The sequence below is a fragment of the Bauldia sp. genome (genome assembly GCF_965232525.1).
Classification (GTDB): domain Bacteria; phylum Pseudomonadota; class Alphaproteobacteria; order Rhizobiales; family Kaistiaceae; genus Bauldia.
In genome coordinates, this window is the sequence record NZ_OZ246980.1 from 3,387,199 (window position 1) to 3,406,987 (window position 19,789).

Sequence of the window (19,789 nt, forward strand, 5' to 3'; positions counted from 1 at the left end):
CTATGGCCAATCCACGCCTCAGACTGAACCGCCCCACCCGGTATTCGCTGGCGGCTATTCCATTCGTTGTGCTGATCGTCATCTACGCGATCGGCAGCCACGTCCGACGGCTTGAAAACCCGGCGGACAAGCTGCTGCCATCATTTACGGACATGGCCGAGACCTTCTGGCGCCTGGCCACCGTCGCCGACCGACGGTCGGGCGACATCCTCCTCTGGTCCGACACGGCGCTCAGCCTGGCGCGGCTCGGCGCAGGGATCGCGGTCGCCGCATTGATCGCCTTGAGCCTAGGCGTCCTGATCGGCTTCGTCCCGCGTGTTCGAGCAACGCTCGCGCCTTTCGTCGCAGCCATCTCCCTGATCCCGCCGATCACCGTGCTGCCGATCCTTTTCATCGTCTTTGGCCTCGGCGAGGCATCGAAGGTGGCGCTCATCGTCGTCGGGACAGCGCCGGTGATGACCCGATCGCTGGCTCAAGCCGTGTTGGACATACCCGAGGAGCAGATCATCAAGGCCGAAACGCTTGGTGCCAACGCGCGCCAGCTGGTCTTTCGGGTCGTGCTACCCCAGATCTGGCCCAAGCTGATTACCGCAATGCGATTGGGCCTGGTGCCTGCCTGGATCTTCCTGATCTCGGCGGAGGCGATCGCCTCGACAGGCGGCCTCGGCTACCGGATCTTTCTGGTGCGCCGCTATCTGGCGATGGACGTGATCATTCCATACGTCATTTGGATCACGATCCTGGCCTACGCGATCGACCGGCTGTTCTTTGCGTTCTCCCGCCGCGCCTTTCGATGGGCGCACCTCCAGGGAGAAAGCCTGTGAGCTTGGTTTCCGTCAGCGCGGTGAGTGTCAATTATGGCGACGTCCGGGTGCTGGAAAACGTCAGTCTCGATGTCGACGCCGGTGCGTTTGTCACGATGGTTGGTGCGTCCGGGTGCGGCAAGTCGACGTTCCTGCGGCTGCTGCTCAGTCAGGAAGCGCCTACGCGCGGTTCGATCACGATCGGCGGGGCGCCGATACCGGACCGGCCGACGCCTGACCGTGGGATCGTGTTCCAGCGCTACTCCGTCTTTCCGCATCTGACCGTCTTTGAGAACCTGACGCTGCCGCTCGAGCTCGAGCGGGCACCGCTCACCGGCCGCTTGGGGCGACGCGGGCGGCGCGAACTCGGCAGCCTGGTCGACGAGATCGTCGAGCGCATTGGTCTGGGAGCTGCCCGTGATCGCTACCCGGCACAGCTTTCCGGCGGCATGCAGCAAAGGCTGGCGATTGCTCAAACGCTGCTGAAGAAACCGAAACTCCTCCTGCTCGATGAACCGTTCGGTGCACTCGACCCCGGCATTCGTCGCGACATGCACGACCTACTGCTCGGGCTATGGTCCGATATCGGGATGACCGTTCTGATGGTGACCCATGACATCGCCGAAGCGTTCAAACTGGGCACCCGGCTTATCGTCTTCGACAAAATCCGCCATGACCCTGACGCACCGTTCGCCTATGGCGCAACGATCACCTACGACCTGCCGCTGAAACACCCAACTGATACCGATGGCACGACCGTTGACCCGCGGTCGGCCGCGGCAGCGCTGGACGAAACCGTACTAAAACTCACCAAAGGCAATCCGATCGATAAGGGAGACCCGCAATGATTTTCGGCCCGGTTCGCGAGAGACGGCGCAAAGTCGCCGGGCTCATGGCACGATCGCAGCCGTTCCGGCAGCACCATCCGGACTTCAATGCCCGCGAGACTCAAGGATGGAAGGCGGTGGAAGCCGAGGGCCGACTGCCCGTCGACGGCTGGCGACGTGAGGAAAAGTGGGCGCTCGAAATGGGGCTCCCCGGCGCCGAGGCGTTGACCGACAAGTCGATCCCGACCTTCGCCCGCGGGGAGCTTCCTCATTTCGCCGGCATCAACACGTTCCTAAAGGCGCCGTACGTCGAAAACGTTCGTGATGTCGCCGAGTATGACGCCGCGGTCGTCGGCATACCGTTCGACAGCGGCACGACATATCGACCCGGTACGCGCTTCGGTCCCCAGGGTATACGTCGCATCTCGGCGCTCTACACGCCCTATAATTACGAAATGGGTGTGGATCTCCGCGAGCAGATGACGCTTTGCGATGCCGGTGATGTCTTCACCATCCCCGCCAACCTCGAAAAGAGCTTCGATCAGATCAGTCGCGGCGTCTCCCACGTCTTCTCGTCCGGTGCCCTGCCCCTGATGCTTGGCGGCGACCATTCGATCGGCTTTCCGTGCGTTCGTGGCATTGCCGAATGTACGTCCAAGCGGATTGGCATCATCCATTTCGATCGCCACATCGATGTCCAGGAGAAGGACCTCGACGAGCGGATGCACACCACGCCGTGGTACTGGGCGACCAATCTGCCCAACGTTCCGGCGACGAACCTGGTTCAGCTCGGCATCGGCGGGTGGCAGGTCCCACGGCCCGGCGTCGCCGAGGCGCGCAACCGGCAAACCAACGTCCTCACAATCGAAGACATCGAGCGCCTCGGCCTGGAGAAGACCGCCGAGATCGCATTGGAACTCGCCTGGAAGGACGCCGATGCTGTCTACATCTCGTTCGATGTGGACTCTGTCGACTGCGGGTTTGTGCCAGGGACAGGCTGGCCGGAACCCGGTGGATTTCTGCCGCGCGAGGCGCTGAAGATTCTCGGTCTCGTCTGTGCCGAAGGGATCTGTGGACTGGAGGTCGTCGAAGTATCGCCGCCCTACGACACTTCGGACATCACCGCCCTGCTCGGTGTCCGCGTCGTCGTCGAAGCACTGGGCTCAATGGTCGCCCATGGTAAACTCGGTAGCCACAAGCCGTTGATCGACAAGCCGGTGGGTTACTGAGATGGCCCACGACGGCGATAATCGTCCGAGCCCTGCCGCTGGTCACAACAGCCAGCATGGCGTGCGCCAATGGCAAACGCCGCACCGACCGGATGAGGCTCTCGAGCACGACGACCACGACCCGATCGAAGCCGACCTGGATCTCGTCGAGACCGCTTTCCTCGAATCGTTCCCCACCGCAGCGGATCCGACCAGTTTCTTGCGAATGGCGAACATCCCGTTCACCGGCACGATCGGTGACGGCCGCCTGATCCACCTGCTCCGCGTTGAGACCTACGCAGTGACAGACGTCGGTGCGATTACGCCCCGGCTAGGCGGGGACGGTGTCCGATACGATCCGCTGCCGGCCAAAATGACCTCGAGACGCCAAACCTTGGCGCTCATTTACACCGATGGGGAAACGACCGTGGACCTGACGCTTTCCCAGGCTCGCGCACTCAAGCCGGCGACATCCTAGTAGGTCTGGTACATATCGTAGACGACCTGCCAACCATCATCGCCGTTGACCCAATAGTGCAGCGACCGGCCACGGAGCGTTTCGGTCCGCCCCCCGTGCGGCTTAATCTCCAGCACCCATTCCCATGTCAGCGCCGCTTCCTGGTCGTCACCGGTGACCTTTACGGTGCTTTCCTTCAACTGTCGGGTGCTCGTGTCGTAGCCACGGGCGAGCTCGTCCTCGATCGCAGCGCGCCCACTGACCTTCGTTCCATTCGGCACGAACAGAACCGCGTCGTCAGCGTAGTGCTTCGCGATGATCGAGGCATCGCTCTTCGCCATTGCCTCCTTATAGGCCTCCTCAATATCGGCCGGCGTGAAGTCAGCGTCGTCCGCGGCCAGCGGCGTGGCGAATGCCATCACCAGCACAGCGCCGGCTGAGACGGTTTTTGTGATGAATCCAGCGATTGCCATCCCGCAGACCTCTTTTGGAGAACACCTGATCATCCTAGCGATTCCTCCCGGTCTGTCGACGGGCCACGGACAAGCCGTTGTCTTGCCATCTGGCGCCGCTATACTCCCGCCGGCGACGTGAGGAGTTAACGTACCAATATGCCGAAAGGCACATCGCCCGAGGCAGGGCCTGGCACCAGCACAAGCGCCGCCCCGGCAACCGGATCCCGCGCCGCCATCATCACCGGGATCGCAGGTGCAATCGCCGTCTCGGCGGCCCTGGCTTATCTCCTGATTTCCGAACGCGAACCCGATATCGCATCGCCTCAGGGCACCGAGGTCGGCCTCATCGCCCGGGTCGAGTCGCTCTACAACGACATCTATCTCTATCGCCGCGAAAACGGCCACTATGTCCTGTCCTTCGGGGCCGAGAGGCTGCGCTACACCGAGTCGGTCGTGAATCCGGACGACGAGTTGGACTTGCCGGTCTACTACACACAGTCGATGACGGTCGGCCTCGCCTACCCGCCGGAACTCGAATCCGCGGCCATCATCGGCCTCGGTGGCGGTCGCACGGCCTGGTACCACCACAAGAGCGTTCCCGACCTGCACTTCACGGCTGTCGAACTCGATCCTGAGGTCGCCGAGATCGCCGATCAGTTCTTCAGTGTCGAGCCCCGACCGAACTTCGATATCGAAATCATGGACGGCCGGGTGTGGCTGACGCGAACGGACAAAATGTTCGATCTGATGCTCGTCGACGCCTATCGCGGACCGTTTGTGCCGTTCCATCTGCTGACGACCGAGTTCTACGAGGAGGTCGGCGCGCATCTGAAGCCGGGTGGAATCGCCGTCCAGAACGTCGAGCCCTCGACCATGCTGTTCGACAGCGCAGTGGCCACCATCGGCGCCGCATTCGACAACCTCGATTTCTACGAGGGCAGCGGCAACATCGTGATCGTCGCCTATGATGGGCCGCCGCGCGATCCGGACAAGCTTCGGGAAGTCGCAGCTTCGCGTCAGGAGACTTTCGGCTTCCGCTACGATCTCACCGACATCCTCGACCGCCGCTACGAGCCGACCTACGATGCGACGACGGAGCCCTTGACCGACGACTTCGCGCCGGTGGAGTACTTGAAGGCGATCGACCGCCACAACGCCCGGCGAAACTGACGGACACGACGTGACAACGGCCGAGGCGCGACGCCCTCCTCTTTATCATCGGCTCGCCGTCAGCCCCGGCGCTGCACTGCTCGTGCTGATCGACGTCTTCACCTTGGGCTTCGTCACCCTCGGCTTCGAGATGGTGGCCAGCCGCATCCTCACACCGCTGTTCGGCAGTGGCATTTACACTTGGGCAACCATCATCTCGATCGTCGTCGGTGGGTTGATGGCTGGCTACTTCCTCGGCGGCATTATCGCTGACCGGTTTCCCGGTTTCGGACTCGCGGCAGTGATCAAGTTCCTCGCCTGCGGCTACCTGTTCTTCGTCTACGCCATGGCACAGGGCGGGTTGGAGAGATCGATCGTCGGGATCGACAGCGAGTTTTCCGCGTTGTTCGTGAGCGGATTTGTCGTCTGTTTTCCGCCACTCGTCGTCCTCGGCATGTACTCACCATTGTCGGTGCGGCTGCTGCTGAGGGAGCCGAGGGACGCGGGTAAGATTTCCGGAGGACTGTTCGCCTTGTCATCCTTCGGCAACATCCTCGGGATCATCGTCACGACGTTCGTGTTCATCCCGACGATGGGTACGCGGGACATCACCTACTACTTCGCGACCTTCCTGCTTGCCTCGGGATTCGTGTCGCTGAGCACGCGAGCGATGATGCTGGCACGGCGATCCATCGCTTGAAGCGACGGTCTTAACGAATTGATTGTAAAAAGTTGTCGCGGCGCCCGGATCAGTGAGAAGACAGTCCGCCACCACCGGAATCGGGGAGAACCTCCGCGGCCATCAGCCCCTTGGGTCCGTCACCGTAGCGCACCAGGACGACCTGCCCCGGCCGCAGTTCCGCTAGGCCGAACCGTCGCAGGGTCTCCATGTGCACGAAGATGTCCTCGGTGCCCTCGCCGCGCGTCAGGAAGCCGTATCCGCGAACACGGTTGAACCACTTGACCGTGGCGCGCTCGAGTCCACTGGTCGGCGTCACAGTCGTCCGTGTCCGGGCCGCCACCGTCTGCGGCGGACGCGACGCCGTCGACTCGTCCATGCTGATGATGCGGAAGGCTTGCATGCCCTTCTCGCGCTGCACCGCTTCGCAGACGATGCGAGCACCTTCGTGCGCGGTCTGAAATCCATCCCGCCGCAAACAGGTAACGTGAATCAAAACGTCGGGCGCTCCATCGTCGGGAACGATGAAGCCATACCCCTTCGACGCATCAAACCACTTGATGACTCCAGCGATCTCGACGAGATCGACCGGCGCATCGTCTCCCGGCTCGATGGCCAAGGGGAGTTCCGGAGAAACCTTCGCTCCCATCTTCACGTGGTGCCCCTACCCGTGCAGCTTACCCGGCGCAGCCTTCGCCGAATCAAAAGCCAGCATAGCATCCGGTCGATCCGGCGCCAGTCTTAAACAATCCCTTTCCACCGGCGTGTGTGCTCTGTGCAACGGTAGTGCGGCATGTCAATCCGTTTACGACGGCAGTCATCGGCTCTATGCTTGTGGCCCTCCCCGCCAAGTCTCGGAAGGACTACCCGCATGAAATATCTGCATACGATGGTCCGGGTGACGGACCTCGACCAATCCCTTCGCTTCTATCGCGACCTGCTCGGTCTCGAAGAAACCCGTCGGATCGAAAACGAGAATGGGCGCTACACGCTCGTCTTCCTCTCGCCTCCCGGCCAGCCCGACGCACCGGTCGAGCTCACCTACAATTGGGACCCGGAGGTCTACACCGGCGGCCGCAACTTCGGTCACCTCGCCTACGAGGTCGACAACATCTACGACTTCTGCCAGAAGCTGATGGACGCCGGCGTCACCATCAATCGGCCACCTCGCGACGGCAACATGGCGTTCGTACGCTCGCCCGATAACATCTCTGTCGAACTCCTCCAGAAGGGCGACCCGTTGCCCGGGAAGGAGCCGTGGGCGTCGATGGGCAACACGGGCGAGTGGTAGGACACACCCGCTCCGGATGAGGGGTTGGCGGCGGGTTCGCGCTGACGCCGCCCCATACCCGGATGATGCACACCGGCCTTGTGACCGGCGCGCCCGGTCACTATAACCCTTCGCGCCGCGCCCTTCGTCTAGAGGTCCAGGACGCCGCCCTTTCACGGCGGAAACACGGGTTCGATTCCCGTAGGGCGTACCATCTCCGGATGCCGCGAGACCGGCGGAATACCTTGATATTTGACAAGGTCACGCCGACATATCCTAAGGTAGTCACAAAAGAAGAACCTGCTGGCGCCTTTCCCTGGAGGGAACGCGATGACGACCGATGTCGCCAAGAGAGATTACAGCCTTGTCGGGCTCGATACGAAACGAGCCGAAGACGCAGGGCTCGCGACCGCCGAGTGGTACCATACCGACATTCCACGCAAGCGGTTGAAGCAGTTGATGCGACGATCGGACGGGCCGGCGATTCGCGACACGGCCATTTGGCTCACAGCCTTCATTGTTTCCGGTGTCGGCGCCTACCTGACCTGGGGCACGTGGTGGTGTGTTCCCTTCTTCATTGTCTACGGCGTTCTCTATGGGTCGTCGACGGATTCGCGCTGGCATGAATGCGGCCATCGCACCGCCTTCCGCACCCAGTGGATGAACGACGTCGTCTACCAGGTCGCGTCGTTCATGATCCTTCGGGAGCCGGCGGTCTGGCGTTGGAGCCATGTACGCCACCACACCGACACGCTGATCGTTGGCCGCGATCCGGAGATCGCGGCACCGCGGCCGCCGAACCTCCTCAAGATCTGTCTCGCCTTCTTTGGGCTGCCGCAGGCGAAGGTCTATTTCAGCCGCCTCTTCCATCACGCTGCCGGGCACCTCTCCGACGAAGAGAAGACCTACATTCCCGAAATGGAGTGGAACAGGGTCTATTGGACTGCCCGCGTCCATGTCGCGATTTATGTCGTGGTGATCGGCTGGTCGATTGCGATCGGGTCAATCCTGCCGCTGATGTTCGTCGGCTTGCCCTCGTTCTACGGCGCGTGGCTCTACGTGCTGACCGGATTGACCCAGCACGCCGGCCTCCAGGAGGACGTGCTTGACCACCGACTCAACTGCCGCACCGTCTACATGAACCCGATCGTGCGGTTCCTGTACTGGAACATGAACTACCACATCGAGCATCACATGTTCCCGATGGTGCCGTACCACAATCTCCCAGCGTTGCATGAGGAGATGAAGGACGACACGCCGACGCCCTACAGCGGTTTCTGGGAGGCCTACAAGGAAATCATCCCGACGCTGATCCGGCAGGTGAAGGAGCCGACTTATTACGCCAAACGCAAGCTGCCGCCCGGCGCCAAGCCGTTTATCCCGGCATCAGCCCCCGTCGCGCCCGCCGCGGCGGAGTGATCCAAGCAACGTGCGGCGCTAAGGCGCCTGATCGGTGAAAAACACCGGCTCCATTCGCGCCCACCACTCTCCCTCGGCGCGGGTCTCGAACGGCTTTTGCAGAGGCATGCAGATATCCCACCAACGCTGGGTGTTCTCCGAAGCCGCCATCTTCGCCATGTCGGCGGCGAAATCGGTGCCGTGGTACTCCCAGTAGGCGAAGAGCATGTTCTCCGGCTCTTTCAGGAAGATGGAATAGTTGCGTATGTTGCACTCGGCGATGACCTGCAGCACCGATGGCCAGACATCGGCGTGCAAGCGTTTGTACTCCGCGACCGTACCGGGTTTGAGATAAAGAACCTGCCCCATGCGTTCCATTGGTGAGACCTCCCTGTTGATCCTGTCGGAATGCGGCAACCGGTGTGGGGCATGGGTTGTAGCCGGTCCGGCCGCGTCTGTCGCCGGGGGAACGCACGCGTGAGTGACGGCGGAATGGTCATTGTCGGAGCGGGCCACGCCGGCGGACGCGCGGCAGCGGCGCTTCGCGACAATGGCTGGACCGGTCCCATCACGCTGATCGGCGCGGAGCCTGACGCGCCCTACGAACGGCCACCCCTGTCGAAGGAGCTTCTGACCGGCGACAAGTCGGCGGCCGAGTGCGCCCTCCACCCGCTTGAGTTCTACGCGATCAACGACATACGCCTGATCGCTGACACGCTGGTTACCGAAATCCACCGATCAGGCAAATATGTCGTTCTCGCCGACGGACAGACTGTCGGCTACGAGAAGCTCCTCCTCGCACCGGGCGCCGAGCCGCGTCGCCTCGATATCCCCGGTGCCGATCATGAGGGTGTGCATGTCTTGCGGACCACGGCCGACGCCGAATTGCTGTCGGCACGGCTGTCTCCCGGGACGCGCCTCACGGTCATCGGCGCGGGACTTATCGGCCTCGAGGTCGCGTCGAGCGCGATCAAGCGAGGCTGCACGGTCAATGTCGTCGAACTCGCCGATCGGGCGATGGCGCGCGTGGCACCCGAGGCGAGCGCCGAGCACGCAGTAGCGCGACACCAGGCCGAAGGCGTCACCTTCCATTTCAACCGATCCGTCGCTGCCTTCGACGGCAAGGCCGTTCACCTCGACGACGGAACCGAGATCGCCAGCGATCTGGTCCTGGTCAGCATCGGCGCAGCACCGCGCGCCAAACTCGCCGAGCAAGCCGGCCTGACCGTATCCGGCGGCATCGTCACCGATGCCACTTTGCGCACGGGTGACGCCGATATCTTCGTCGCGGGCGATGCCTGCGTTTTCCCGCACGAACTGTTCGGCGGTCTGTTGCGGCTGGAGAGTTGGAAGAACGCCGAGGATTCCGGCCCTCTTGCCGCGCGGAACATGCTCGGCGCGAATGAGCCCTACCGCGCCGTGCCGTGGATGTGGTCCGACCAATACGATTTCACCATCCAGGTCACCGGGCTCCCGGATCGCGGAACCGTCGCCGTCGATCGGCCGACCGATGGTGCCCTGTTGCAGTTTCACCTCGACGATGACGGCCGGCTCGTCGGCGCAAGCGGCATGGGACCAGTGGGCGCTATAGCCAAGCCGATCCGGTTCGCCCAGATGTTGATGGAGCGGGACGCTCATCCCGATGCGGCGGACCTCGCCGATCCTGCCGTCAATCTAAAAGCCTTGCTGAAGAAACAGGCCGCCTGACCGAGGGATGGCCGAACGGGGGAGGACAACGATGCAGAAGATGCTGGTGTTTCAGTCGCTGTGGGCGATGGAGCGGCGTCAGACCGATGGCGTAGAACGCAGCCTGGAAGAAAACATCGCCATGATCGTCGACGCCGGCTTCGACGGCATCAGTGGCGATTGGCGTGATCGCGAGACCGTCCGGCGCCTGTCCGCTCTGCTGAAGGCCAACGGCCTGACCGCCGAGGGACAGTGCTTCCCGCAGACCGTCGACGACTTGAAACCGGCCCTGGAGAATGCGACCGAGTTCGGCCTCCATCATCTCGACATCCAGCCCGATGTCCGGCCGCGGCGGCTGCAGGAGTGCATCCCATTGCTCGAAGGCTGGCGGCGCCTTTCCGAGGAAGTGGACTTCCCGGTCTACATAGAGACCCACCGGGACCGGATGACCACCGACCTCTATTTCACTCTCGACCTGCTCGACTGTTTCCCCGATCTGAAGCTCCTCGCCGACGTCTCGCACTTCCTTGTCGGCCGGGAGTTCGCTTGGCCGATCTCGGAAGAGAACCACGGCTACATCCACCGCGTCCTCGACAATTCGTGGGCGTTCCACGGCCGGGTGGCCAGCCGCGAACAAGTCCAGATCGAAATCTCGTTCCCCCATCACAAGATGTGGCTCGATCTGTTTCTGGACTGGTGGGAGTACGGCTTCCGGAGCTGGCGCCGCCGCGCCGGCAGCGACGACACCCTAGCCTTCACCTGCGAGCTCGGGCCGCAGCCCTATGCGATCACCGGTTCGGACGGGAACGATAGCACCGACCGGTGGACCGAAGCGCTGTTGATGAAGGACCTGGTCAAGGAGCGATGGGAGGCGTCCGCCTCTTGACCGTTCCGCTCGGGGCGGGCTGACATGGTGTCGATGCTGGCCACCGGCCGCGAGGGCCGCTAGAACGGATACAAAGAACCAGACAAGGGAGCGAATCTTGGACGTCAGAGCAGCGATCGCAACCGAAGCCGGCAAGCCACTCGAAATCGCGACGGTTCAACTCGAAGGACCGAAGGCGTTCGAGGTGCTGGTCGAGACCAAGGCGACCGGCATCTGCCATACAGACGAATTCACCCTTTCCGGAGCCGATCCGGAGGGTCTGTTTCCGGCGATCCTCGGTCACGAAGGCGCCGGCGTGGTGGTCGAGGTCGGCGAGGGTGTCACCAGCGTCAAGCCGGGCGACCATGTCATTCCACTCTATACGCCGGAATGCCGCCAGTGCCCCTCCTGCCTGTCGCGCAAGACCAATCTCTGCACCGCCATTCGCGCCACCCAGGGCCAGGGCCTGATGCCGGACGGCACCTCCCGGTTCAGTCTCGATGGCAAGCCGCTCCACCACTACATGGGCTGCTCGACCTTCGCCAACTTCACCGTACTACCGGAAATCGCTGTCGCCAAAATCCGCGAAGACGCTCCGTTCGACAAGGTCTGCTACATCGGTTGCGGCGTCACCACCGGGATCGGCGCGGTCATCAACACGGCCGGTGTCGAGGAAGGCGCCAAGGCCATTGTTTTCGGTCTTGGTGGAATCGGGCTGAACGTTATCCAGGGACTGCGACTCGCCGGGGCCGACACGATCATCGGTGTCGATATCAACCCCGACAAGAAGGAATGGGGCGAGCGGTTCGGCATGACCCATTTCGTTAATCCGAAGGAGGTCGAAGGCGATTTGGTTCCCTACCTTGTCGATCTGACCAAGAGGGGCGCCGACCAGATCGGTGGCGCCGACTACACCTTCGACTGCACCGGCAACGTATCAGTGATGCGCGACGCTCTCGAAGCCTGCCATCGAGGCTGGGGTGTCTCCGTGATCATCGGCGTCGCACCCTCCGGTGCGGAGATCGCCACGCGGCCGTTCCAACTGGTGACCGGTCGCGTCTGGAAGGGAACCGCATTCGGCGGCGCCCGCGGGCGGACCGACGTGCCGAAGATCGTCGACTGGTACATGGACGGCAAGATCGAGATCGACCCGATGATCACCCACACGATGCCCCTCGAGGACATCAACAGAGGCTTTGACTTGATGAATCAAGGCAAGAGTATTCGCAGCGTCGTGGTCTACTGAGCCGGTTACCTTCCATGAACGACACGATTACAGGCGAATGGGTCGACGCCTGCGCTGCGGAGGACATCGACGAGGAAGATGTCATCCGCTTCGATCACGCCGGTCAAACCTATGCGATCTACCGGGCGCCCGATGACACCTATTACGCGACGGACGGCATCTGCACCCACGAGCACGCGATTCTCGCCGACGGTTTGGTGATGGATGACATGATCGAGTGCCCCAAACACAACGGCAGGTTCGATTACCGCACTGGCAAGGCGCTTGGGGCGCCGGTCTGTATCGATCTCAAGACGTTTCCAGTGAAGGTGGAAAGCGGTCGGGTTTTCGTTCGCGTGAACTGACACCGGCCGGCGGCCGCCCGTCGGACTCTTCGACGGAAATTGGCTCTTGGAGTCGGTCGGTTAACCTCTATCCCCCATTTTGACGATTCCGAGTCCGTTGATTCGCGTACAGGGGGTGTTATGGGCGTCGTTGTTGCGTTTCCGGCGAAGACGCAGAGTGCGGAGACTGGGACAGGGGAAGACAGCGAGCGGGAGGGTGGAGAGCCCGAGATCGATCCGTGGACCGCGATCGATGTGGCGATCCGCGACCTTCGCGACATCGCCCGCCGCTGGGGGGAGCCATCGGCATTGGAACAGGCCGAAGCCTGTCGCGCCATGCTCGAACGAACCTACCGGGACGGCGATTAGCAACCGCCTGCGCTCGTCAAGCTGATGGCTGAGCGGCGTCGATCACCCTGAGACTGGGGATCGCCTGGCCCTGCCAGCGATCGACGGACAGCGTTCCGGCGACGTGCAGCAATTGGCCGCGTGCCGCTTGGAGCGCCCGCCCGAGATCGGTATCCGCCGCCCGGAACGCCATCGCCTTGAGCGTTGCGCCATCGCCCGACCTTAGTGTCAGGCGGAGATGACCGTTGGCGCCAAGATCCGCATAAGCGAGGCGATGGTTGGGAAAGGCGAACACCGGTTCGACATGCCCGGTACCGTAAGGACCGGCGGCCTCGATCGACTCGATCAATTCCACTGTCGCACCGCGCGCGGTAAGCGCCGCGTCGATCGCCAGATCCCCCGCATGCCCGAGGCCGGTCGGCGCCGCAATCGCCTCTTCCAGGAAAGCCCGGAAATCCGTCAATCGGTCACGAGCGATGGTCAATCCGGCAGCCATGGCATGACCCCCGCCCTTGACGGCTATGCCCCGTTCGACCGCCAGACGCACGGCGCGACCGAGATCGACCCCGACGATCGATCGACCGGAGCCCGATCCGGTTCCGTTCGGCGTGAAGGCGATCGCGACGGCAGGGCGCTGGAAGCGATCCTTTAGCCGCGAAGCGATGAGACCGACGACACCGGGGTGCCAGGTATCGCTCGCGGTAACCAATACGGTCGGCCCCTCGCCGTCGCCGATTTCCGCCGCGGCCTCAGCGTAGGCCTGCTCGAGCATCGCTGTTTCCAACGCCTGGCGCTCCCGATTCAGTCGATCGAGTTCATCGGCCAACGCCGCAGTCTCCGCGAGATCGTCGCAGCCGAGCAAACGGGCGCCGAGGGCCGCGTCGCCGATCCGTCCGCCAGCATTGATCCGGGGTCCAAGCACGAAGCCGAGGTGATAGGGCGCGATCGGCCCGCCCAGTCGCGCCACATCCGCCAGGGCGGCGAGGCCGCGGTTTTCCCGACGCGCCATCGCCCGCAATCCCTTAACGACGAACGCGCGATTTAGCCCAACCAGCGGAACCACATCACAGACGGTGCCGAGCGCGACCAGATCGAGCCAGCGAAGGAGATCGGGCGCGTCGATCCCCGATCCGTAAAACCCACGCTGACGCAGCATTCGATTGACCGCAACGAGGGTCAGGAACGTGACGCCCACGGCGGCGAGATAGCCCAGCCCCGACAGGTCGTCGTTGCGATTGGGATTGACCACGGCGATGGCCATCGGGAGATCGGCCCCCACCTGATGGTGATCGAGAACCACCACTTCGAGACCAAGCCCTGGCGCTTCCGATAGGGCGTCGAAGCTGGTTGAACCGCAATCCACGCAGACGACGAGCGTGTTGCCGGCGTCGGCCAACGCCTTCATCGCGGCAACGTTAGGGCCATAGCCCTCGAAAATCCGGTCGGGGATGTAGATCTGCGCGTCGCATTCAACGGCCCTAAGGAAGCGCTGCAGAAGCGCGGCGGAGCTGGCACCGTCCACATCGTAGTCGCCGAAGATCGCAATGGTCTCTTTGTTCATGATCGCATCGGCGATCCGCTCGGCGGCGACATCCATATCGGTGACCGCCGAAGGGTCGGGCATCAGGCGTTTCAGCGCCGGGTCGAGAAAGTCGGCGACCGTGTCGGGATCGACGCGGCGCCCCGCCAGTATGCGGGCGACGATATCGGGCACCCCGTCGCGTTGAGCTATGGCCTGGGCAACGCGCGTTTCAGCGATGCCGAGACGATCGATCCACCGCCGCGCAGTTACCGATCGCGTGACGCCTAGAAAAGCGTCTTTGCCCTGATCCTCATCCAATCGCTGAAGCACGCGGCCATCCGTGACGATAGACGGCGGCGATCCTATCCGATTCGGCCCTAACGGCAGCCGCTATAGCGCGTCGTCGAACTTGTCGAGGTCCTGGTGTTCGGCCTTGATCCAGCGGACCGTGCCGGAAGACGAGCGCATCACTACCGTATGGGTGGTCACGGCGTGTTTGGCGAAACGGACCCCGGAGAGCAGGTTGCCGTCGGTCACGCCCGTCGCGGCAAACAGCACATCGCCGAGCGCCATTTCAGACAAGTCGTATTTGCGGTCGACGTCCTCAATACCCATCCGATGGGCCCGATCCTTTTGTTCGTCCGAGTTGATCACCAGTCGCCCCTGCATCTGACCGCCAATGCAGCGAAGCGCCGCCGCGGCCAATACGCCCTCCGGGGCCCCGCCGATCCCTAGGTAGATATCGACGCCGGTCTCGTCAGGGCTGGTGGTGTGGATAACGCCGGCGACATCGCCGTCGCCGATCAGCCGGATGGCCGCACCGGTCGCCCGGATGTCTTCGACCAGCCGCGCGTGACGCGGCCGGTCGAGAACGCACGCGGTGATCTCGCCGATCGGCACGCCCTTGGCCTCGGCAAGGGCTGCGATATTGTCGTCGGCCGGAGAGTCGAGGTCGACCAAACCGTCCGGGAACCCCGGGCCGATGGCGACCTTGTCCATATAGACGTCCGGCGCATTGAGCAGGCTGCCTTCTTCGGCAATGGCGATCACCGCCAAGGCGTTAGGCAGGTTTTTCGCCGCGATCGTGGTCCCTTCGAGCGGATCGAGGGCGATGTCCACGTTCGGCCCTGTCTTCGTTCCGACCTCCTCGCCGATATAGAGCATCGGTGCTTCGTCGCGCTCGCCTTCGCCGATAACGACTGTCCCATGGATCGGCAAGCGATTGAGTTCCTGCCGCATGGCGTCCACCGCAGCCTGATCGGCCGCCATCTCGTCGCCGCGGCCCCGCAGGCGCGCCGCCGCGACGGCAGCCCGTTCCGTAACGCGGACCAGTTCGAGCGTAAGAATGCGGTCGAGCGCTGGCCCTTTGGGAAACCGGACTTCCTGGTTCATGGGCGCACCTCGTGGGGTCGGTTTAGCCGAGCTGCTCAATCCGTATCATTTGCGGCGCGTCGGCGATATGCCCATCGGCCTTGATCGTGTCCAGGGCCGTGCGAATGTCCGCTTCATGCGTGTCATAGGTGATCAGGATGACCGGCGCCGGCTCGACCGGAACCAGTTGGCCGGGCGCGGCAGCGCGCGGGGCGCGATGACGTTGGACGATTGATTCCAGGGAGATGCCGAGCTCCGCCATCCGGCCCGCGATCGCGGCGAAGGCGCCCGGGCGATCGTACACAGCCAGACGGATGTAGTATCCGCCCTCGTGGGCGCGCATCGCTGCGCGCCGGTAAGGCTCCAGATCGGAAGCCGGGCGCCCGAAGGTCCCGACCCGGTCGCCACGGGCGATATCGGCAATGTCGCTGATCACCGAGGAGGCGGTTGCTTCGCCCCCTGCCCCGGGACCGCACAGCAGAAGCTCCCCGACCGAGTCGGCTTCCACCGCCACGGCGTTAGTGACACTGGTGACATTGGCGATCGCCGAACTCTTCGGGATCATGGTCGGGTGGACCCGCTGCTCGATACCGGAGTCGGTTCGGCATGCCACACCAAGTAACCGGATCCGGTAGCCGAGTTCGTCGGCGGCCTCGAAGTCGGCGGGGCTGATCGACGAGATGCCCTCGACGTACATCGAGTCGCCATCGACCTCCGTGCCAAAGGCAATCGCCGTAAGAAGTGCCAGCTTGTGGGCCGCATCCTGGCCACCCACGTCGAAGCTTGGGTCGGCCTCGGCGTAGCCAAGCCGCTGGGCGTCAGCGAGGCATTCCTCGAAGCCGATCCCTTCCTGCTCCATGCGGGTCAGGATGTAGTTGCAGGTGCCGTTGAGGATTCCGTAGAGGCGGCTCACGGTGTTCCCGGCCAGCGCCTCGCGGAGAGTCTTGATAATCGGGATCCCGCCGGCGGCCGCCGCTTCGAAGTTCAGGCTGACGCCAGCCGCTTCCGCCTGACGCGCCAGTTCGTTACCGTGCGCGGCGAGCAAAGCCTTGTTGGCGGTGACCACATGCTTGCCGGCCGCGATCGCCGCTTCCACCGACGCCTTGGCCGTCCCGTCGGCCCCACCGATGAGTTCGACGAACACGTCGTTGCCCGGATCGGCGGCCAATTCCGTCGCCTGATCGAACCAAGTCATGGCCGACAGATCGACACCCCGGTCCTTTGAGCGGTCGCGGGCCGAAACGCCGGTGATGGTGATCGCCCGGCCGCTGCGAACAGCCAGATCGTTGCCGTGACGCTCGATCAGATGAACGAGCGCAGAGCCAACGGTCCCGATACCGGCGACGCCGATTCTGAGGGGCGCGGTGGCTTCCATGGAATTCACGTCCTGTCGAAACACGCGCCAAGCGCCGACCGCTTCCGGTCAACCCCCTGACGGTTCTGGTGTTGTAGTCGCAGCGGCCCGTGTTCAGCGGGTCGCGTTCAACGGGACGACGTTGTGCAACGTTTTGTCAGCGGATTCAAGAAAACACGGAAGCGAGTCGGGGTCGTGAAAATGGGTCAGGTGAATACGCCCAACCAGGCAGACTTCACTGCAGGGACCAGACCACCAACGCCGGAAAGCGACAGACCAAAGTCAACCACGAACAGAGCGACCGGAATGCCGGCGACGGCGACAACGAGAGAGAGAAGAGCCACCGACCATCTGTATGGCGTTGCCCCCTTGTCCTTTGTCTCCCATAGAAATTTCGCGAACTGGATGCCGCCCACCACCCACGTTGTCACGATGATCACGAGGGCAGCCCCGGCCACGACGAGGCCGACGAACCTGACGACCGCCTGATTGCCGCTATCGATGGCGCCTGAGATCGACGCCGTCACACCCAGCACCAACGCAAGCGAGAACGCGATGACTCCGGCGCAGTAGTGCAACGGCGCCCGAAACAGATCTCGGTTGCGGCTGCGATAATAAGCGACCGCTGCTTTCAGGTTTTCATCGTTGGCAGCGAATTCCCGCGTAGCGCGCCTCGCCGCATCCCTGAATTCCCTGGAATCGATGATAAAGCTGATCGATTCCTGCAGTTTTTTATTACGCTCTTCTTCTGTCATCGCGATATCTGCGCGGATAACCGAGCGCAATCTTAACACCAAATGGCGGCTCGTCGAGCAGACGCGTGGAATGTGAACGCGGCCCGCGCTCAGCGGGTCGCGTTCAACGGGACGACGTTGTGCAACGTTTTGTCAGCGGATTCAAGAAAACGCCGGATATTGCGCCCGGCCTGGCGAATCCGCTGCTCGTTCTCGACCAACGCGATCCGGACATAGTCGTCACCATGCTCGCCGAAGCCGATACCTGGCGCCACGGCAACGTCAGCTTTTTCGATCAGGAGTTTCGAGAACTCCAGCGACCCTAGGGACCGGAAACGCTCCGGTACCGGCGCCCAGGCAAACATCGACGCGCGTGGCGCAGGGATCGCCCAACCGGCACGACCAAGACTCTCGACGAGAACGTCACGGCGCCCTTTATAGGTCGCGCGCATCTCGTCGATACACGCCTGCGGCCCATTGAGCGCTGCCGTGGCCGCCACCTGGATCGGCGTGAACGCACCGTAATCGAGATAGGATTTGACCCGGCCGAGTGCCGCGATCAGCCGTTCATTGCCAACAGCGAATCCGATCCGCCACCCGGCCATCGAAAACGTCTTCGACATCGAGGTGAACTCGACCGCGACGTCCATCGCCCCCGGTGCCTGGAGTATCGACGGCGGCGGATTATCGTCGAAATAGACCTCCGAATAGGCGAGATCGGAGAGCAGGATCAGGTCGTTGCGGCGGGCGAAGCTCACAAGGTCACGATAGAAATCGAGATCGGCGACATGCGCGGTCGGGTTCGAGGGGTAGCAGACGACCACCGCGATCGGCTTCGGGATCGAGTGCATGACCGCGCGTTCAAGCGCGCGGAAATAGTCTTCGTCCGGCGCCGCCGGGAGTGCCCTGATGACGCCGCCCGCCATCAGGAAGCCGAAGGCGTGAATCGGATAGCTCGGGTTGGGACACATCACCACGTCACCCGGTGCGGTGATCGCCTGCGCGATGTTGGCGAAGCCCTCCTTCGAGCCGATCGTGACGATAACCTGGCTGTCGGGATCAACCTTAACGCCGAAGCGACGATCGTAGTACGCGGCCTGCGCCCGACGCAGGCCGTTGATGCCGCGTGACGCCGAGTAACCGTGGGTGTCCTCACGGCGAGCCGTATCTGCAAGCTTCTCCACGATATGCGGCGGGGTCGGCAGGTCGGGATTGCCCATGCCGAGATCGACAATGTCGGCACCGGCGCCGCGTGCCCGCGCCTTCAATCTGTTGACGTGCTCGAACACATAAGGCGGCAGGCGCCGCACGCTGTGAAACTCGCTCATTGCTGTCGTCTCGTCTGGCTCAATTCGTCGGCGCGCATTCGGGATACTTCTCGGCGGCGCCCTGTTCAGAGCATTTTTCGATCTGTTGCAAGGCCCTCTCGCCATGGGTTTCGGCCTCGCCGGCAACGGACGGGCCGACCGAACCGCCCCCGGCACCACCCTGCCCGGCACGCAGGGCTTCCAGTTCGGTGATGATCCGCGCCCGCTCCTCCGGGGGCAAGACGACACCGCCGGGTTCCGGCGGTCGTGCATTGAGGTTCGGATAGCCGTCGATCGTCTGTGGCACCGCCGCCGGCGTGGGCTCGCCGGGCTGCAGGGCCGTCGCAGCAGCGGGAACGGGCGTGGTGGTAACAGGAGCCGGTGTCGTTGCGACCTGTGGCGTGGGGACGGTGACAGGCGGCGCGGGCGTCGTGGCCGGAGTCACCGCCGTCGCGGGCTCTGCCGTGGGCGTCGTCGCCGACCCGGATGCCGTCGCCACGCCTGCCTCAGGCGTCGCCGGCGCCGTGTTGAGCACCAGCGGGTCGCCGGTGGCCGCAGGAGGATTGGTCAGGTCCGCCGTGGTTTGCACGCAGCCGCTCACAACCAGCGCCGAAAGCAGGGCCAACGGAACAGAAAGCCGGCGAAACACCGGTATCGGCTCCGCTGCAATCTTGTCACGGTGAATGGTTACAGTGATCAAAGCGTTAAGACCCGCTCTGCTATGGTTTTACCAACTAACACGATCACGCGATAATATGTCGAAAAAGCGGGTTAGCCGCGTTTAGGC

Annotated in this window: 22 protein-coding genes and 1 tRNA gene; 14 read left to right on the forward strand and 9 right to left on the reverse strand. The window is 63.2% G+C overall.

Features of this window, described 5'->3' with window-relative positions:
- Positions 1-2: 2 nt before the first annotated feature.
- Genes ACO076_RS16020 through ACO076_RS16035 form a run of 4 tightly spaced genes read left to right on the forward strand, consistent with a single transcriptional unit; the run spans position 3 to position 3,316 of the window.
- The gene (locus tag ACO076_RS16020; RefSeq protein ID WP_421723831.1) at positions 3-824 is read left to right on the forward strand and encodes an ABC transporter permease; all 822 of its coding nucleotides are present in this window, start codon (positions 3-5) and stop codon (positions 822-824) included.
- A complete protein-coding gene (locus ACO076_RS16025; RefSeq protein WP_421723832.1) occupies positions 821-1,651 on the forward strand; it encodes an ATP-binding cassette domain-containing protein in 831 nt (276 codons plus the stop codon). The genes ACO076_RS16020 and ACO076_RS16025 overlap by 4 nt, the downstream gene beginning before the upstream one ends.
- Entirely contained in the window at positions 1,648-2,859 is a 1,212-nt protein-coding gene (locus ACO076_RS16030) for an agmatinase family protein (protein ID WP_421723833.1), read from the forward strand. Before ACO076_RS16025 ends, ACO076_RS16030 begins: the two co-directional genes overlap by 4 nt.
- 1 nt (position 2,860) lies before the next feature.
- Entirely contained in the window at positions 2,861-3,316 is a 456-nt protein-coding gene (locus tag ACO076_RS16035; RefSeq protein WP_421723834.1) for a hypothetical protein, read from the forward strand.
- Here the strand turns inward: ACO076_RS16035 and ACO076_RS16040 are convergent.
- Positions 3,313-3,768 (reverse strand): YybH family protein, encoded by a 456-nt coding sequence (locus ACO076_RS16040; protein WP_421723835.1) that lies wholly within the window; start codon positions 3,766-3,768, stop codon positions 3,313-3,315. The genes ACO076_RS16035 and ACO076_RS16040 overlap by 4 nt on opposite strands.
- A gap of 138 nt (positions 3,769-3,906) precedes the next feature.
- Here ACO076_RS16040 and ACO076_RS16045 point away from each other — a divergent pair, with 138 nt between their 5' ends.
- Entirely contained in the window at positions 3,907-4,920 is a 1,014-nt protein-coding gene (locus ACO076_RS16045) for a spermidine synthase (RefSeq protein ID WP_421723836.1), read from the forward strand.
- 10 nt (positions 4,921-4,930) lie between these two features.
- The gene (locus ACO076_RS16050; protein ID WP_421723837.1) at positions 4,931-5,599 is read left to right on the forward strand and encodes a fused MFS/spermidine synthase; all 669 of its coding nucleotides are present in this window, start codon (positions 4,931-4,933) and stop codon (positions 5,597-5,599) included.
- 49 nt (positions 5,600-5,648) lie between these two features.
- Here the strand turns inward: ACO076_RS16050 and ACO076_RS16055 are convergent, their stop codons facing one another.
- A complete protein-coding gene (locus tag ACO076_RS16055; RefSeq protein ID WP_421726751.1) occupies positions 5,649-6,227 on the reverse strand; it encodes a cold-shock protein in 579 nt (192 codons plus the stop codon).
- Between the two features lie 222 nt (positions 6,228-6,449).
- Here ACO076_RS16055 and ACO076_RS16060 point away from each other — a divergent pair, with 222 nt between their 5' ends.
- The 3 genes from ACO076_RS16060 to ACO076_RS16070 all read left to right on the forward strand — a co-directional run bounded on the left by ACO076_RS16060 (position 6,450) and on the right by ACO076_RS16070 (position 8,267).
- Positions 6,450-6,869 carry a VOC family protein gene (locus tag ACO076_RS16060; RefSeq protein ID WP_421723838.1) on the forward strand — a complete coding sequence of 140 codons (420 nt, stop codon included), beginning with the start codon at positions 6,450-6,452 and terminating at the stop codon, positions 6,867-6,869.
- Between the two features lie 117 nt (positions 6,870-6,986).
- Positions 6,987-7,062: transfer RNA gene (locus tag ACO076_RS16065), tRNA-Glu, on the forward strand.
- Positions 7,063-7,178: 116 nt separating this feature from the next.
- Positions 7,179-8,267, forward strand: a complete 1,089-nt coding sequence (locus ACO076_RS16070; protein ID WP_421723839.1) for a fatty acid desaturase family protein — start codon at positions 7,179-7,181, stop codon at positions 8,265-8,267.
- 18 nt (positions 8,268-8,285) lie between these two features.
- On the opposite strand, the gene ACO076_RS16075 is transcribed toward ACO076_RS16070, so the two are convergent.
- Complete coding sequence (locus ACO076_RS16075) at positions 8,286-8,624, reverse strand: L-rhamnose mutarotase (RefSeq protein ID WP_421723840.1); 339 nt, start codon at positions 8,622-8,624, stop codon at positions 8,286-8,288.
- Between the two features lie 99 nt (positions 8,625-8,723).
- Here ACO076_RS16075 and ACO076_RS16080 point away from each other — a divergent pair, with 99 nt between their 5' ends.
- From ACO076_RS16080 to ACO076_RS16100, 5 genes are all read left to right on the forward strand, one after another.
- The gene (locus ACO076_RS16080; RefSeq protein WP_421723841.1) at positions 8,724-9,953 is read left to right on the forward strand and encodes an NAD(P)/FAD-dependent oxidoreductase; all 1,230 of its coding nucleotides are present in this window, start codon (positions 8,724-8,726) and stop codon (positions 9,951-9,953) included.
- A 31-nt stretch (positions 9,954-9,984) separates the two neighbouring features.
- A complete protein-coding gene (locus ACO076_RS16085; protein ID WP_421723842.1) occupies positions 9,985-10,818 on the forward strand; it encodes a sugar phosphate isomerase/epimerase family protein in 834 nt (277 codons plus the stop codon).
- Between the two features lie 97 nt (positions 10,819-10,915).
- On the forward strand, positions 10,916-12,043 hold the full coding sequence (locus ACO076_RS16090; RefSeq protein WP_421723843.1) for an S-(hydroxymethyl)glutathione dehydrogenase/class III alcohol dehydrogenase: 1,128 nt from the start codon (positions 10,916-10,918) through the stop codon (positions 12,041-12,043).
- 14 nt (positions 12,044-12,057) lie between these two features.
- Positions 12,058-12,387, forward strand: a complete 330-nt coding sequence (locus ACO076_RS16095; protein WP_421723844.1) for a MocE family 2Fe-2S type ferredoxin — start codon at positions 12,058-12,060, stop codon at positions 12,385-12,387.
- A gap of 120 nt (positions 12,388-12,507) precedes the next feature.
- The gene (locus ACO076_RS16100; RefSeq protein ID WP_421723845.1) at positions 12,508-12,735 is read left to right on the forward strand and encodes a hypothetical protein; all 228 of its coding nucleotides are present in this window, start codon (positions 12,508-12,510) and stop codon (positions 12,733-12,735) included.
- A gap of 16 nt (positions 12,736-12,751) precedes the next feature.
- Here ACO076_RS16100 and recJ read toward each other — a convergent pair whose 3' ends face one another.
- The 6 genes from recJ to ACO076_RS16130 form a co-directional block, all read right to left on the reverse strand.
- Positions 12,752-14,566, reverse strand: a complete 1,815-nt coding sequence (recJ, locus tag ACO076_RS16105; protein WP_421723846.1) for a single-stranded-DNA-specific exonuclease RecJ — start codon at positions 14,564-14,566, stop codon at positions 12,752-12,754.
- Between the two features lie 60 nt (positions 14,567-14,626).
- Positions 14,627-15,628 carry a class II fructose-bisphosphatase gene (gene glpX / locus ACO076_RS16110; RefSeq protein ID WP_421723847.1) on the reverse strand — a complete coding sequence of 334 codons (1,002 nt, stop codon included), beginning with the start codon at positions 15,626-15,628 and terminating at the stop codon, positions 14,627-14,629.
- Between the two features lie 22 nt (positions 15,629-15,650).
- Entirely contained in the window at positions 15,651-16,982 is a 1,332-nt protein-coding gene (locus ACO076_RS16115; protein ID WP_421723848.1) for a homoserine dehydrogenase, read from the reverse strand.
- A 185-nt stretch (positions 16,983-17,167) separates the two neighbouring features.
- Positions 17,168-17,716, reverse strand: coding sequence for a hypothetical protein (locus tag ACO076_RS16120; protein WP_421723849.1), 549 nt, complete (start codon positions 17,714-17,716; stop codon positions 17,168-17,170).
- 89 nt (positions 17,717-17,805) lie between these two features.
- Positions 17,806-19,023: an LL-diaminopimelate aminotransferase gene (locus ACO076_RS16125; protein WP_421723850.1), complete on the reverse strand. Its 1,218-nt coding sequence runs from the start codon at positions 19,021-19,023 to the stop codon at positions 17,806-17,808.
- A 19-nt stretch (positions 19,024-19,042) separates the two neighbouring features.
- Complete coding sequence (locus ACO076_RS16130; protein WP_421723851.1) at positions 19,043-19,702, reverse strand: hypothetical protein; 660 nt, start codon at positions 19,700-19,702, stop codon at positions 19,043-19,045.
- Positions 19,703-19,789 lie beyond the last annotated feature (87 nt).